This is a genomic window from Streptomyces sp. NPDC101165, assembly GCF_044768135.1.
In the GTDB taxonomy this organism is placed as follows: Bacteria; Actinomycetota; Actinomycetes; order Streptomycetales; family Streptomycetaceae; genus Streptomyces.
Genome location: NZ_JBIWPG010000011.1, coordinates 130183 through 143517, shown reverse-complemented (window position 1 = coordinate 143517; position 13335 = coordinate 130183). Strand labels below are relative to the sequence as shown.

Sequence of the window (13335 nt, the reverse complement as noted above, 5' to 3'; positions counted from 1 at the left end):
TTTCCAGGGGGCCCGGGGACCCGTGATGCCTCAGTGGCGCCCCGCCACCCGGTCCGCGATCTGTGCCAGGCGGGAGGACTCCGTGCCCGGGTGGAGGAGTTCACGGCGGTCGGCCGCGCGGTAGGTGGCGTACATGCCCTGGACGCCGAGCCAGCGGAAGGGTTCCGGCTCCCACTTGCGGACCTTGTGGTTCACCCAGGGCAGGTCGGTCAGCTCGGTGCGGCCGGCCTGGCCGGAGTCCTGCTGGACGAGGTCGCGCAGGGTGCGGGCGGCGAGGTTGGTGGTGGCCACGCCCGAGCCGACGTAGCCGCCCGCCCAGCCGAGGCCGGTGGCCCGGTCGAGGGTGACCGTGGCGCACCAGTCGCGCGGGACACCGAGCACCCCGGACCACGCGTACTCGACGCGCACGCCCGCGAGGGCCGGGAAGAAGCGGGTCAGGATCTCCCGGAGGGCCTCGATCGTCTCCGGCTGGGTGCGGCCGTCGTTGTCGGTGCGCGAGCCGAAGCGGTACGGCACCCCGCGCCCGCCGAGCGCGATCCGCCCGTCGGCCGTGCGCTGCGCGTACATGTAGGCGTGCGCCATGTCGCCCAGCGTCTCCCGGCCGTCCCAGCCGACGGCCGCCCACTGCTCGTCGGTGAGCGGCTCGGTGGCGATCATCGAGGAGTTCATCGGCAGCCAGGTGCGCCGCTGACCCTTCAGGGAGGCGGTGAAGCCCTCCGTGCAGCGCAGGATGTAGGGGGCGCGGACCGTGCCGTAGGGGGTCACGGCGTGCTTGGGGCTGATCTCGGTGACCGGGGTCGACTCGTGGATGGTGACGCCGAGCGCCTCCACGGCCGCCGCCAGGCCCTTCACCAGCTTCACGGGGTGCAGCCGGGCACCGTACGGGGTCCAGGTCGAGCCGACGGCGCCGGCCACCCTGATCCGCTCGGCGGTCTGCCGGGCGCCGTACAGCTCGCGGTCCTTCTCGCCGTACGACAGCTCGTGCTCGTGGAACGCCTTCAGCCGGGCCAACTGGGCGGGCGTGGTCGCCACTTCCAGCACCCCGCCGCGGTGCACGTCGGCGTCGATGCCCTCGGCCTCGGCGACCGCGACGACCTCGGCCACGGTGTCGTTCATCGCCTTCTGCAGCCGTACGGCGGCCTCGTGGCCGTGCAGTTTCGCGTACCGGTCGCGGCCCGCGATGCCGTTGTACAGCCAGCCGCCGTTGCGGCCGGAGGCGCCGTAGCCGCAGAACTTCTGCTCCAGGACGGTGATCCGGAGGAAGGGGGCGGCCTTCTTGAGGTAGTACGCGGTCCACAGTCCCGTGTAGCCACCGCCGACGATGACGACGTCGGCGGACGCGTCCCCGGGCAGCGGCTCCCGCACCGCCGGGAGACCGTCGTCCGCGTACCAGAAGGAGATGCCGCCGTTGACGACACTGCTTGCCGTGCTGCTCATGTGCGGACGTTAACCGTTCCTGGAGACTGAGTGAAAGTGGGTCCTACGGGGCGAGGCGCGCACGGCGGGGGAGCCGATGGGCAGCGAGGTTCGACGGGACGACGACGGCACCGGGTTGGCGGAACTGCGGAAGGAGGCGGAGAACGCCGTACGGGAGGCCCGACGGCTGCTGGACCTCTCGGAGCGCCGGCCGGCCGCCGAGACGTTGACACCGGTGGGCGAGCGGCTGATCGCCGCGGAGGTCGCGCTGACCGAGCGGAACGAGGAGGAATTCCTCCCTGTCGTCATCATCCACGTGGGCCTCGTGCTCGGCGTGCGTTGCCTGAGCAGGGACGAAAGCGCGTCGTCCGGTTCGAGCGAGCGGACGGCGGCGCTGCGGCGCCTGCGGTGGGCGGACCGCAACTGGCCACTGGAGAGCCTGCTCGTGGTGCAGGCCCGCATGATGCTGGTCTTCCTGCTCGTGCCCTGGATGCTGCCCCGCGCCGACGGCACCCGCACCGCCCTTCAGGAAGCGTTGCTCTCCGCCGCCGACGAACGGGTGCTGACCGAGTCGTTGCGCCGGGACATCACGGAGGCCCTGGAGGTGGTGGGCCGCATCGCCGCGGCCCCGCTCGACCCGGCGCTCCAGCAGCGGACCGCGAGCGTCAAGCGGGACCTCGAACTGATCCTCACCCCTGGCTGGGCTTCCCCCGGCACGACGGCGGAGACGGCAGTGGCGGAGGCGGCAGTGGCGGCCACCGAAGCGGCCGCCACAGGTGCGGCAGCCGCACCCGACAGCGCCCGGAACGCCGATGAGGCCGTCGCCCCCGAGGACGCGCTGCTCGACGCCGTCCGCGGTCTGGTGGCCCTGGCCGGCTCACGCAGCACGCCGCAGTTCACCCGCGTGCTGGTCTGGCTGAACACCAAGTTGCATCCCAAGGGCGACGGGCGAACCGGCCCCGGCGCGGATCTGGTGGACCCGGAAGCCGCGGCGCTGCTGCGTCAGGCCGACGCCGGCAGCGCAGCCGGCACCGACGGCATCCGCCGCGCCGCCGACCTGGTGCTGCGGGCGCTGCACGGGTTGCCGCCGGACGCACCCGAGCGGGCCCGGGTCGCCCGACTCCACGGCTACCTGCTCGTCACGGTGGAGACCAGGGAGCCCGGTTCGGTCGACTTCGGCACGGTGGAGCGGCCCGAGCCGGAACCGGACGACGGCAGCGGCGACCGCCTCGACGAGTGGCCGATCAGCCTCCCCGTGGAGCCCGGCTTCTTCGACTTTCTCGACAGCCATATGCAGGACTTCGTCTCCCACCTCGGCATTCGCGAGCGGCGCTCCGCGGCCGTGTACGACCATTTCCTGGCCCAGCGAACCGGAGATCCCGGCTACCTGGAGGACGCCGCCACCCTGCTCAGGGAGGCGCTCGACGCGAGCCCCGCGGGCTCGTGGTGGGCCACGGCCCTGCGGGTGGAGCTGGCCGAGATCGTGGACGATGCCGCCGCGCAAGGCGGCATCTTCCACGACTCCGACGTCTCCCTGGCCGCCATGCGCGGGCTGGGCGCCACCCTGGAAGGCGAGGGCTCCCTGCCGCCCGACGCACCGCTGGCCCTCGACTTCACGCTCGCCCTCGCCGACGGCGAGCTCCGGCGCGCGGAGCGCACCGGAGACCACGAGGCGCTGCCGCGCCTGAGCGAGGAGCTCCGTGGCCGGCACGCCGCCCTGCCGGCGGACAGCGAGTGGCGCGACAAGGTGGCGAAGCGATTGGAGCAGCTCGACAAGCTGCGCGCGGACGCGCGGTCGGCCACCGAGCGCGAGGCGCCCGGAACGGCAGAGCCCGCCGACGAGCGAGCGGCCCTGGAACGCGACCTCGCCGAGTTCCGTCGGGCGCTCGACCGACCGGAGGCCTACCACGAGCAGGAGTACGACCTGCGCGCCCGAATCGGCCTGCGGCTGCAACTCGCCGTTGTGCGCGGTGAGAAGGACCCGGCGATTCTGGACGAGGCCATCACCGAGCTGACCCGCGTCCGCGCACTGCTCGCCGAAGGGCGTGGCGTACATCGGCGCGTGGACATCCTGAGGATTCTGGCCGAGGCCCACGCCATGCGCTCCGCCCGGCCCGGCGCGCAGGCCGCCGACGACTTGCTGGCGTTCGTGCGGATCACGCGTGAGGCGCTGGCCGAACTGGCCGCCGACGTCCTGCTCCAACTCGGCGCCGACCACGGTCTGTCGGCGGCTCTCAACGGCGCCCGGCTGACGCGGCGGCTGGCCTTCGTCGACTTCCGGCTCGGCCGCCCGGCCGACGCGGTGGCCGATCTGGAGATGGGGCGTGCCCTGGTGCTGCAGGCCGCCTCCGCCGCCCGGAGCATCCCCGAGCTGCTCGACGACGCTGGCCAGTCCGCACTGGCCAGGCAGTGGCGTGCCCAGGTCCCCACGGACCCGCTGCGGTCCCGGACCGGCGACGCACCGCCCTCGTCGGCCGACGGCCCGCCGATCCCGGGCGCGCTGCGGCGCAGGGCGCTGTCCGTGCTGGGCGTCCACCCCGGTGCCGGAGAGGGGTCGGGCACCCGGCAGCTGGTGGGCGCGGCGGACGTGGCCCGGTTGACGGACGGTCTCGCCGCCACGGGCACGGACGCGCTGGTCTACCTGGTGCCCGGTGCGCCCCTGTCCAACGGCCCCTGGCTCGGCCACGCGCTGATCCTGCGCCCGGGCGCCGCTCCCTTCATCCTTCCGCTGCCGGAGATGAAGGCCCCGGGCAGCCCGCCGCTGGAGCGCTACCTCGACGCCGCGGCGGAACGCTCCCGGGCGCTCGCCGACCCGGACCTGCACACCTCGTGGAAGGCCGCCTGGGACGGGCACTGGCAGGCCGCGCTGGACGACCTGTGCGACTGGGCCTGGAAGGCGGCCATGGGCCCGGTACTCACGGCCGTACGCCCACTCTCGGCGGCCCTCGGGCCGTACGCCCGGACACCGAGGATCGTGCTGGTGCCCTGCGGCCCGCTCGGTGCAGTGCCGTGGCACGCCGCGCGCATCCGGGGTCTGGGCAAGTACGGCCACCGGTACGCCTGCCAGGAGGCCGTGTTCAGCTACGCCCCGTCCGGCACCCATTTCCTCGCCTCGGCCGCCCGGCGGCGGATGCCTCCCACCGCCGGCCGGCAGGTGCTCGTCGCCGACCCGGAGCTGAGCCTGCCGTGGGCCGAGGTGGAGACCGCCGCGCTGCGGGCCGGCTGCTACCCCGACGCGCTCCGCTACGGCGAGTTCGTCACCACGGACGAGCTGCCGGACGCCGCGGGCACGCCGGAGGAGCTGCTCGCCGTCCTGCCCGGCGGCGCGTCACCGGCGTCCGTGGTCCATCTGTCCTGTCACGCCGTCGCCGCGCCGCGCCCCACCGACTCCGCGCTGTGGCTGGCCGGTCCGCCCGGCGCGGGCGAGGAGGCCGGTCGGCTCACCGTGGCCGGCATCCTCGACGGTGCGTACGGCCGCCGGCCGGACACCGCGGGCCCGCTGGTGGTGCTCAGCGCCTGCGAGACCGACCTGAGCACGCGCCATCACGACGAGGCACTGACCCTCGCCACCGCGCTGGTCACGGGTGGCGCCGCCGACGTCGTGGGCTCCCGCTGGGCCGTGTGGGACAGTGCCACCGCCGTGATGATGGCCGTCTTCCACCACCACCTCACCGCCGGCGGGCTGGCCCCGCCCGACGCCCTGCGCGCCGCCCAGCTGTGGATGCTCAACCCGCACCGCAAGGTCCCACACACCCTCGACGGCCTTCTCCGCCGCGAGGCCACCCGCCCCGACCTCCACCGTCTGCACCACTGGGCCGCCTTCACCCACCAGGGCAACCCTGCGCCCGCGGCCACGGGGTGAGGGGCGGCTCCACCGCGTCAGCCGGTCTGTCCGCCGCTCGACGAGGCGGTCGCGATGCCCCGCAGCGCGGTCAGGGTCTCCTTCGGGTTCCATGCTCTGCCGCGGCCTCTGACCAGCGGATAGCACCCCAGGCCGATCAGTACGGACAGGAAGTGCCCGAAGTCGGTGAAGGTGCGGCTGGTGGCGAGCGGGACCGTGTAGACCGCGAGCACGACCACCAGGTACAGGTACCGCCAGGGCGCCGCGATCCGGTAGGTGAGCACCGCCACCACGCCCGCCAGGGCGTAACTCACGCCGATGTCCAGGGTGTTGACCGCGGAGTGCGGGGCCATGCCGTCGTGGATCGCCTTCAGCAGGGCCAGCTCGCTGATCAGCGTGGCGAACACGTGCGCGGCCACGCACACCGCGAGCCAGCGCAGGGTGCCGAGCCAGCGTTCGGCCTGGGCGTGGAAGACGGTGTACAGGACGGCGTACGGCAGCCAGTGCCCACTGTCGATCCACATCGCGCTGGTGATCAGCACCCGTACCGGGTTCCGCGACAGCTCATGGATGTTGGTCGACCGCTGCCGCAGGAAGTCCTCCTCGAAGTCCGGCGACATGTGGTGCAGGGCGACGGTGGTGACGAACAGGATCAGCAGCCAGACATAGGTGCCCGGGGCGCTGCGGACGTAGGCCGTGACGCCCGGGGCGCTGCGGACATGGGCCGCGACCGCCCGGAGCCCCCGCCGAAATCCGATGACCCGATTCACAGACGTCAGTATGGTCGGCAAGGTGATCGAGGTGCCTGGCGAGCCGGCCGCTTCTCAGGAGAAATTCAACGGGGAGGCGGGGCGGGCGTTCGTCGCGGACCTGCCGCGGCGGGCCGGGGAATTCCTCGGGCGCTGGGAGCTGCGGGTCGACGGGCCCGCGATGTACGGGGTGGCCGCGCTGGTCCTGCCGGTCGTCCGGGCCGACGGCAGCAGGGCGGCGCGCAAGCTGCAGCTGCTCGACGAGGAGAGCGCGGGCGAGCCGATGGCCCTGCGGACGTGGGACGGGGACGGGGCCGTACGGCTACTGGAGCACGACGCACCGACCCGCACGCTGCTGCTGGAGCGGCTGGACGAGAGCCGCATGCCGACCGGCCTGCCGGACACGCGCGAGGCGGTCCTGGTCATCGCCGGGTTGCCGGCCCGGCTGACGTCCGTGCCGGCCCCCGCGGGACTACGCCGTCCGGGCGATGTCGCGCGGGCGATGCTGGACCGGGTGCCCTGGGCGCTCGGCCGGATTCCGGACCCGGCGGACCGCCGCCTGGTCGGGGACTGCGCGGCCGCGGTGCGTGAGGTGGTCGCCGAGCCCGCCGACCGGCTGCTGCACCGGGACCTGCACTACGACAACGTCCTGGCGGCCGACCGGGCGCCGTGGCCGGCCATCGACCCGAAGCCGCTGGCGGGCGACCCCGGCTTCGACCTGCTGCCCGCGATCGACAACCGGTACGACCCCGCCGAGACCCGCCGGCGTTTCGACGCGCTGTCGGACGCGCTGGGCCTGGACCGGGAGCGGGCCCGGGCGTGGACGCCGGGGCGGGTGCTGCAGAACCGTCTCTGGGAGACGGAGGCCGGCCGGCCGCTGGAGGGCGTGCAGCTGGAGATCGGGCGGGAGCTGCGCGGCGGCTGACACGCCGCCGGACGGCCTATCCGGCCATCATGGAATTAAACGGTCATACCGTACGCGATATGAAGAGATGTCACCTCGCATATCTCGCCTGTACCGCCGCGCTCGTCGGCGCGGGACTGGGTGCGGCCCCCGCCTCGGCCGCCCACAACACCCTGCTGGTCCGCCCGGGCGAGTCCATCCAGAAAGCGGTGGACGCCGCGCAGGCCGGAGACACCGTGCTCGTGCTCGGCGGCACCTACCACGAGAGCGTCAAGATCATGACGCCCGGGCTGACCCTGCGCGGTGTGGGCCCCGGAACGGTGATCAAGCCCGTCAACAAGAAGACCTCGAAGAAGGCGGCCGGCAGCTGCGCCGAGCACGGCAGCGGCATCTGTGTGCTGGGCACCAAGACCAAGAACGTCGAGGGCGTCACCGTCGAGGACCTGGCCGTGACCGGCTTCAGCCGGGCCGGCGTGTTCGGCATGGCGACGGACACCATGACCGTCCGCCGGGTGGACGCCTACAAGAACGGCGTCTGGGGCATCGCCCAGGAGCGGTCCGTGCACGGGCAGCTCCTGCACAACTACGCGCACGACAACGGCGACGCGGGCCTGTTCCTCGCCAACACCATCAACGAGGAAGCGGGCGCCTACGACGCCGGGCAGACGCTGATCGCGCGCAACCGCCTCGAGGGCAACCGGATCGGCGTCACGGTGCGCAGGCTGCGCAACCTCACCGTCGCGGAGAACTACGTCACCGGCAACTGCGCCGGGGTGATCGTCGTCGGCGACGAGAACAAGCCCAAGGCCGGCGCCCTGGAAGTGGCCGCCAACCGCGTCGTCAAGAACAACAAGTCCTGCCCGAAGACCGAACGACTGCCCGCCCTCCAGGGCTCCGGCATCGTCCTGACCGGCACCGAGCGGGTCTCGGTCACCGGGAACCTGGTCACCGACCACTCGGGCAAGTCCCCGCTGTCGGGCGGCATCGTGCTGTTCAAGAGCTTCGTGGGCGTCACCGGGGACAAGAACCGGGTCAGCGACAACATGCTCGCGAACAACTCCCCGGCGGACCTGGTCAACACCGAGACCAGCAAGAGCAACGCCTTCCAGCACAACTCCTGCCGGGCCTCCAAGCCCGCGGGCCTGTGCTGACCGCACACACTGCCCCTGCTGGACCGACGAACGCCGAAGAAAGAGAGGGCGGCACATGACGACCGCTGAAACAGCCCCACCGCCTCCCATGCGGCTGCGCGAACTCGTGTTCGGCGCGGCCTGTGCCGCCGCCGTCCGGGCGGCGGCCCGGCTGGGCGTCGCCGACGCCCTCGACCACGCGCCGATGGCCGTCGAGGACCTCGCGGCCGCGGTGAAGACCGAACCGAAGCCGCTGCGCCGGCTGCTGCGCGCCCTGTCCTGCTACGGCGTCTTCGCCGAGCAGCCGGACGGCACGTTCGCGCACACCGAGACGTCCCGGCTGCTGCGCGAGGACGACCCGAACAGCCTGCGCGCCATCGCCCTGTGGTGCACCGAGCCGTGGACCTGGGACGCCTGGCCGAAGCTGGACGAGGCGGTGCGCACCGGCAGGAACGTCGTGGAGGACCTCTACGGCAAGGAGTTCTTCACCTACCTCAACGAGGACGCCCCCGAGTCCGCGGACGTCTTCAACCGCGCGATGACCCGCTCCAGCGAGCAGTCGGCGCGGGAGGTGGCGGCTCTGCTGGACCTGTCCGGCAGCAGGTCCGTCGCGGACATCGGCGGCGGCCAGGGGCACGTGGTGGCGTGCCTGCTGGACAAGTACCCGGAGATGCGGGGCAGTCTGCTCGACCTGCCCCGGGTGGTGGAGAACGCCCTGCCGCGGCTGCGCGAGGGCGGCGATCTCGCACACCGCGCGCGGATCGTGCCCGGCGACGTCCGGGAGGCGATCCCGGTCCAGGCCGACGTCTACATCATCAAGAACATCCTGGAGTGGGACGACGAGAGCACGGCCCGGACGCTGCGCAACGTCGTCGAGGCGGGCGGCCCCGGCACCCGGGTCGTCGTCATCGAGAACCTGGTGGACGACACCCCCTCGATGCGCTTCAGCACCGGCATGGACCTGCTGCTGCTCCTCAACGTCGGCGGGGCCAAGCACACCACCGACTCCATGGTGAGCAGGCTGACCTCGGCGGGCCTCAAGGTGGAGGACATCCGGCCGGTCAACCCGTATCTGCACGCGTTCGACTGCCACGTGTCCGGGTGACGGGACACCCGGGCACGCAGGACACGAAGGACACAGAGCACCGGCCGCCGGGCCCGCGACGCTGCGGGCCCGGCGGCCGGTGGCCGTCCGGACGGGCCGTACGGCTCAGTCGCGCTCCCAGACGTAGAAGCGTTGTGCCATCGCGTCCTTGGGGGACCTCCAGGTCTCCGGGTCGTACGCGCTGACGTACGCCTGCAGGCGCTCGCTGACGTCACGGAACTCGGGGTGGTTCGTCACCTTGGCGATGGCCGGTCCGGGCTCGCGCTCGGACTCGATGAGGTGCATGTACACATCGCCGAACTGGAAGAGGCTGCGCCGCACCACACCGACCAGGTGGGGCAGCTCTCCGCGGTCGGACTCCTCGAACACCTTGGCGATGTCGGGTGCGGTGCCCGGGGCCATCCGGGCGACGATCAGGGCCTGGTGCATGGGGCCTGCTCCTCCTTCCGGCTCAGTCGGCCAGGGCCGGCGCGGGCCGGTGTCCGGCGGCGGCCTTCTCGATCTTGTCCCGGATGAGGGCCATCTGGACCTTGGAGTTCCGGTTGATGTTGTCGGTCATCCACTCGTCGTCGACCGGGGCGTCGGGCTTCATCGCGAAGTCCTGCGTCCAGACCATCCGGGTGCCGGCCGGGAGCTCCTCGTACCGCCAGTGGATGTCCATGTGGGCGAAGGGGCCGGTCTCGACGCGGCGGGCCTTCACGGTGAGGGTGTCGCGGTCGGGCTCGCGCTCGGAGACCCAGCTCCAGACGACGCCGTTGTCGTCCGGGTGCATGGTCAGCCGGAACGTCGTCTTCTTCCCCTCGCAGGAGAGGACGTCGACGGACGCGTACTCGCTGAACAGCTGGGGCCAGCGCTCCAGGTCGTTGGTCATGTCCCAGACCAGGTCCAGCGGCGCGGCGATGGTGATCTCGTTCTGTGTGTGTCCTGCCATGTCAGGCTCCTGCCATCAGAGTGCTGTTGACGAGGTCGAGGAACTGCCGGGGCGTCTTGCAGCGCTCCGCGTCGGGCGGCATCGGGGTGCCGTGCGTGTTCTCCAGCTCGCCGACGATGCCGAGCAGGCCGAGCGAGTCGACGCCGAGGGCGTCGAACCCGGACTCGCCCCGCTCCAGCAGCATGTCCGGGGCCACGGTGACCCCGGCTGCCTTCTTCATCAGCGCGGCCAGTTCGTCCACGGTGATCTGTGCGGTCATGCGATTCCCTCCTGTACTGCTAGGCGTTCACGGCGCCGTGCCGGAGCACGAGCGCCGAGTTCGACCCCATGAGTCCCCGGCTGAGCACCAGCGCCGTACGCAGCTCGGCGACGCGGGCGCGGCCGGTCACGAGGTCGAGGTCGTGGCAGACGTCGAAGACGTTCGGCGTCGGCGGGATCAGCCCGTGCTCCATCGCGAGCACGGCCGCCGCGGTGTCCAGCACGGGCGCCGCGCAGTAGCCCCGGCCGATGCCGGCCTTCGGCGCCGTGACCGGCACCCGGGTGCCGTGCGCGCCGAGGGCGTCGGCGAGCGCGAGCGCCTCGGCCCGGTCCGCCTCCGGCACCCCGAGGGCGTCGGCGAAGACGACGTCGACCTCCTCGGGCGCGCAGCCGGCCTCGTCCAGGGCCCGCCGGATGGCGTGGGCCAGGCCGTCCTGGGAGTCGGCCCAGCGGGAGGCACCGGTGAAGGTGGCCGCATGCCCGGCGACGAAGGCCCGGATGTCCGCGCCGCGCTCGCGGGCGGACCGCTCCGCCTCGACCACAAGCATGGCGCCGCCCTCCGCCGGCACGAAGCCGCAGGCGGCGTCCGTGAACGGGCGGTAGGCGCGGGTCGGGTCCTCCTCACGGCTCAGCTCCTCGTAACCGAGCTGGCAGACCATCGAGTACGGCGCCAGCGGCGCCTCGGTGGAGCCGGCCACGATCACGTCGGTGCCGCGCCGCACCGCCCGCGCCGCGTGCGCGAGGGCGTCCAGACCGCCGGCCTCGTCGGAGGCGACGACCGAGCAGGGGCCCTTGAACTTGCGGCGGATGGAGATCTGTCCCGTGCTCGCGGCGTAGAACCAGGCGATGGACTGGTACGGGCCGACGAACCGGCTGCCCTTGCCCCACAGCTGCTGCAGCTCGCGCTGGCCGAACTCACCGCCGCCGGACCCGGCGGCGGTGACCACTCCGATGGAGTAGGGCTCCCCGGAGGTGTCGGCCTGCCCGAGCCGGGCGTCCTCCAGCGCGAAGTCGGCTGCGGCCATGGCGAAGTGCGTGAACCGGTCGGTCTGGACGAGGAACCGCTCCTCGATCGTCACCGCCGGATCGAAGGCGCGGACCTCGCCGGCCACCTTCAGCGGAAGGTGCTCACAGCCCTCGCGGGTGATGCGGTCGAGGACGCTGAGACCTCCCTGGGTGGCCTTCCAGAAGGTGTCGGTGCTGGTGCCGTTGGGCGCGACCACCCCGATGCCGGTGACGGCCGCGCGCCGGTCATGCGGTTCGCTCATCTTGTCCTCTCCCTAGTCCGGTCCCTCGTCCGGGTCAGGACCACCGCGGACTGGAAACCTCCGAACCCGCTGCCCACGGACAGGACGCTGGTCAGCTTCCGTTCGCGGGCGACGCGCGGGACGTAGTCCAGGTCGCACTCGGGGTCGGGGGTGTCGTAGTTCGCGGTAGGGGGTACGACCTGCTTGGCCAGGGCCAGCACACACGCGACCACCTCGATCGCCCCGATCGCCCCGAGGGAGTGCCCCACCATCGACTTGATGGAGCTCATGGGGGTGTCGTAGGCGTGGTGGCCGAGCGCCCGCTTCACGGCCGCCGTCTCGTGGCGGTCGTTCTGCCGGGTGCCGGAGCCGTGCGCGTTGACGTAGTCGATCGCCGTGGGGTCGAGCCGGGCGTGGTCGAGCGCGGTGTCGATCGCCCGGGCCATCTCCAGGCCCTCGCTGGTCAGTCCGGTCATGTGGTAGGCGTTGCCGAAGGTGGCGTAGCCGCCCAGCTCGCAGTACACGTGCGCGCCACGGGCCCGCGCGTGTTCCAGTTCCTCCAGGACGAGCACCGCACCGCCCTCGCCCATGACGAACCCGTCACGGTTGTTGTCGAAGGGCCGGGAGGCGTGTGCCGGGTCGGCGTTGTTCGGGGACGTGGCCTTGATCGCGTCGAAGCACGCCATGGTGATCGGGGAGATCGGCGAGTCCGACGCGCCCGCTATGCAGATGTCGGCCCGGCCCTCCTCGACGGTGTGGAAGGCGTACCCGACCGCGTCCAGACCCGAGGTGCAGCCGGTGGAGACGGTCTGCACCGGACCCTGGGCGCCGAAACGTTCCGCCACCGCGGAGGCCACCGTGCTGGGCGAGAACGCCCGGTGCAGATGCGGCTCCGCCTCGCGGTCGTCGACGTCCCAGCGCTGCCCGCGGTGGCTGACCAGGACGTAGTCGTGCTCCAGGCGGGTGGTGCCGCCGACCGCGGTGCCCACCGAGACCCCGACCCGCCAGGGATCCTCCCGGGCCAGGTCGAGACCCGAGTCCCGGACCGCCTCCTCCCCGGCGACCAGGGCGAACTGGATGTACCGGTCCGCCCGGGCGGCCTGGTCCGCGTCCAGGCCGTGCACCGCCGGGTCGAAGTCGCACTCCGCCGCGATCTGCGACCTGAGCCCCGAGGGGTCGAAGAAGGTTATGCCCCGCGTCGCGGTCCGGCCGTCGGCAAGCAGATCCCAGAATGCCGGTACGCCGATGCCGCCCGGAGCAACGATGCCTATGCCAGTGACCGCCACGCGCCGGGTCATGACCGAACCCGACCCCGGTCGGCCGCGGGCGCGGCATCCGCCTCGGTGATCACCGCGGCGGCCCCGATGACCTCCGTCTCCTCGGTGTCGACATGGCCCAGCTGCGGCCTCGGGGCCAGCGGACCGAGGTGGAAGACGATCCGCGCCTCCACCTTGCCGGTGTTGCGGAAACGGTGCCGCATGTGGGCCGGGATCATCAGACCCTGCTCGGGCCGGAGCGCGTGCGGCTCACCGTCCAGGTCCACCTCCAGCTGCCCGCAGACGACGTAGACGAACTCCTCGGAGTACGGGTGGTAGTGCTCCCCGATGCGGTCACCGGGCTGCACGATGGCCACGCCCATGAAGCCGCTGGTGGAGCCGACCGTGGCAGGAGTGAGCATGGCGCGCAGGTCGCCACCTCGCCGGACGTTGGGCTCGACCTCACTGAGGTCCACGATTTTCGGACGGGGTTTGATG

12 protein-coding genes are annotated in these 13335 nt (G+C 72.4%); 4 read left to right on the top strand and 8 right to left on the bottom strand.

Annotated features, from left to right (window positions below; all coding sequences use genetic code 11):
• Window positions 1-30: 30 nt before the first annotated feature.
• A complete protein-coding gene (locus ACIRVH_RS24425) occupies window positions 31-1437 on the bottom strand; it encodes an NAD(P)/FAD-dependent oxidoreductase (protein WP_403956629.1) in 1407 nt (468 codons plus the stop codon).
• A 76-nt stretch (window positions 1438-1513) separates the two neighbouring features.
• Here ACIRVH_RS24425 and ACIRVH_RS24420 point away from each other — a divergent pair, with 76 nt between their 5' ends.
• Window positions 1514-5278 carry a CHAT domain-containing protein gene (locus ACIRVH_RS24420; protein ID WP_403956627.1) on the top strand — a complete coding sequence of 1255 codons (3765 nt, stop codon included), beginning with the start codon at window positions 1514-1516 and terminating at the stop codon, window positions 5276-5278.
• 17 nt (window positions 5279-5295) lie between these two features.
• Here the strand turns inward: ACIRVH_RS24420 and ACIRVH_RS24415 are convergent, their stop codons facing one another.
• Complete coding sequence (locus tag ACIRVH_RS24415) at window positions 5296-6015, bottom strand: rhomboid-like protein (RefSeq protein WP_403957138.1); 720 nt, start codon at window positions 6013-6015, stop codon at window positions 5296-5298.
• A gap of 22 nt (window positions 6016-6037) precedes the next feature.
• Between ACIRVH_RS24415 and ACIRVH_RS24410 the strand changes: the two genes are divergently transcribed.
• The 3 genes from ACIRVH_RS24410 to ACIRVH_RS24400 are packed head-to-tail and all read left to right on the top strand — an operon-like array spanning window position 6038 to window position 9145.
• Window positions 6038-6931 carry an aminoglycoside phosphotransferase family protein gene (locus tag ACIRVH_RS24410; RefSeq protein WP_403956625.1) on the top strand — a complete coding sequence of 298 codons (894 nt, stop codon included), beginning with the start codon at window positions 6038-6040 and terminating at the stop codon, window positions 6929-6931.
• A gap of 59 nt (window positions 6932-6990) precedes the next feature.
• The gene (locus ACIRVH_RS24405; RefSeq protein WP_403956623.1) at window positions 6991-8061 is read left to right on the top strand and encodes a nitrous oxide reductase family maturation protein NosD; all 1071 of its coding nucleotides are present in this window, start codon (window positions 6991-6993) and stop codon (window positions 8059-8061) included.
• A 55-nt stretch (window positions 8062-8116) separates the two neighbouring features.
• Window positions 8117-9145, top strand: coding sequence for a methyltransferase (locus tag ACIRVH_RS24400; protein WP_403956621.1), 1029 nt, complete (start codon window positions 8117-8119; stop codon window positions 9143-9145).
• 105 nt (window positions 9146-9250) lie between these two features.
• On the opposite strand, the gene ACIRVH_RS24395 is transcribed toward ACIRVH_RS24400, so the two are convergent.
• The 6 genes from ACIRVH_RS24395 to ACIRVH_RS24370 are packed head-to-tail and all read right to left on the bottom strand — an operon-like array spanning window position 9251 to window position 13313.
• On the bottom strand, window positions 9251-9574 hold the full coding sequence (locus ACIRVH_RS24395) for a TcmI family type II polyketide cyclase (RefSeq protein WP_403956619.1): 324 nt from the start codon (window positions 9572-9574) through the stop codon (window positions 9251-9253).
• A 22-nt stretch (window positions 9575-9596) separates the two neighbouring features.
• Window positions 9597-10076: an SRPBCC family protein gene (locus ACIRVH_RS24390; protein WP_403956617.1), complete on the bottom strand. Its 480-nt coding sequence runs from the start codon at window positions 10074-10076 to the stop codon at window positions 9597-9599.
• Between the two features lies 1 nt (window position 10077).
• Window positions 10078-10335, bottom strand: a complete 258-nt coding sequence (locus tag ACIRVH_RS24385) for an acyl carrier protein (RefSeq protein WP_403956615.1) — start codon at window positions 10333-10335, stop codon at window positions 10078-10080.
• A gap of 19 nt (window positions 10336-10354) precedes the next feature.
• Window positions 10355-11602 carry a ketosynthase chain-length factor gene (locus ACIRVH_RS24380; protein ID WP_403956613.1) on the bottom strand — a complete coding sequence of 416 codons (1248 nt, stop codon included), beginning with the start codon at window positions 11600-11602 and terminating at the stop codon, window positions 10355-10357.
• On the bottom strand, window positions 11599-12879 hold the full coding sequence (locus ACIRVH_RS24375) for a beta-ketoacyl-[acyl-carrier-protein] synthase family protein (protein WP_403956611.1): 1281 nt from the start codon (window positions 12877-12879) through the stop codon (window positions 11599-11601). Before ACIRVH_RS24375 ends, ACIRVH_RS24380 begins: the two co-directional genes overlap by 4 nt.
• Window positions 12876-13313 carry a cupin domain-containing protein gene (locus tag ACIRVH_RS24370; RefSeq protein ID WP_403957135.1) on the bottom strand — a complete coding sequence of 146 codons (438 nt, stop codon included), beginning with the start codon at window positions 13311-13313 and terminating at the stop codon, window positions 12876-12878. The genes ACIRVH_RS24375 and ACIRVH_RS24370 overlap by 4 nt, the downstream gene beginning before the upstream one ends.
• Between the last annotated feature and the right edge of the window lie 22 nt (window positions 13314-13335).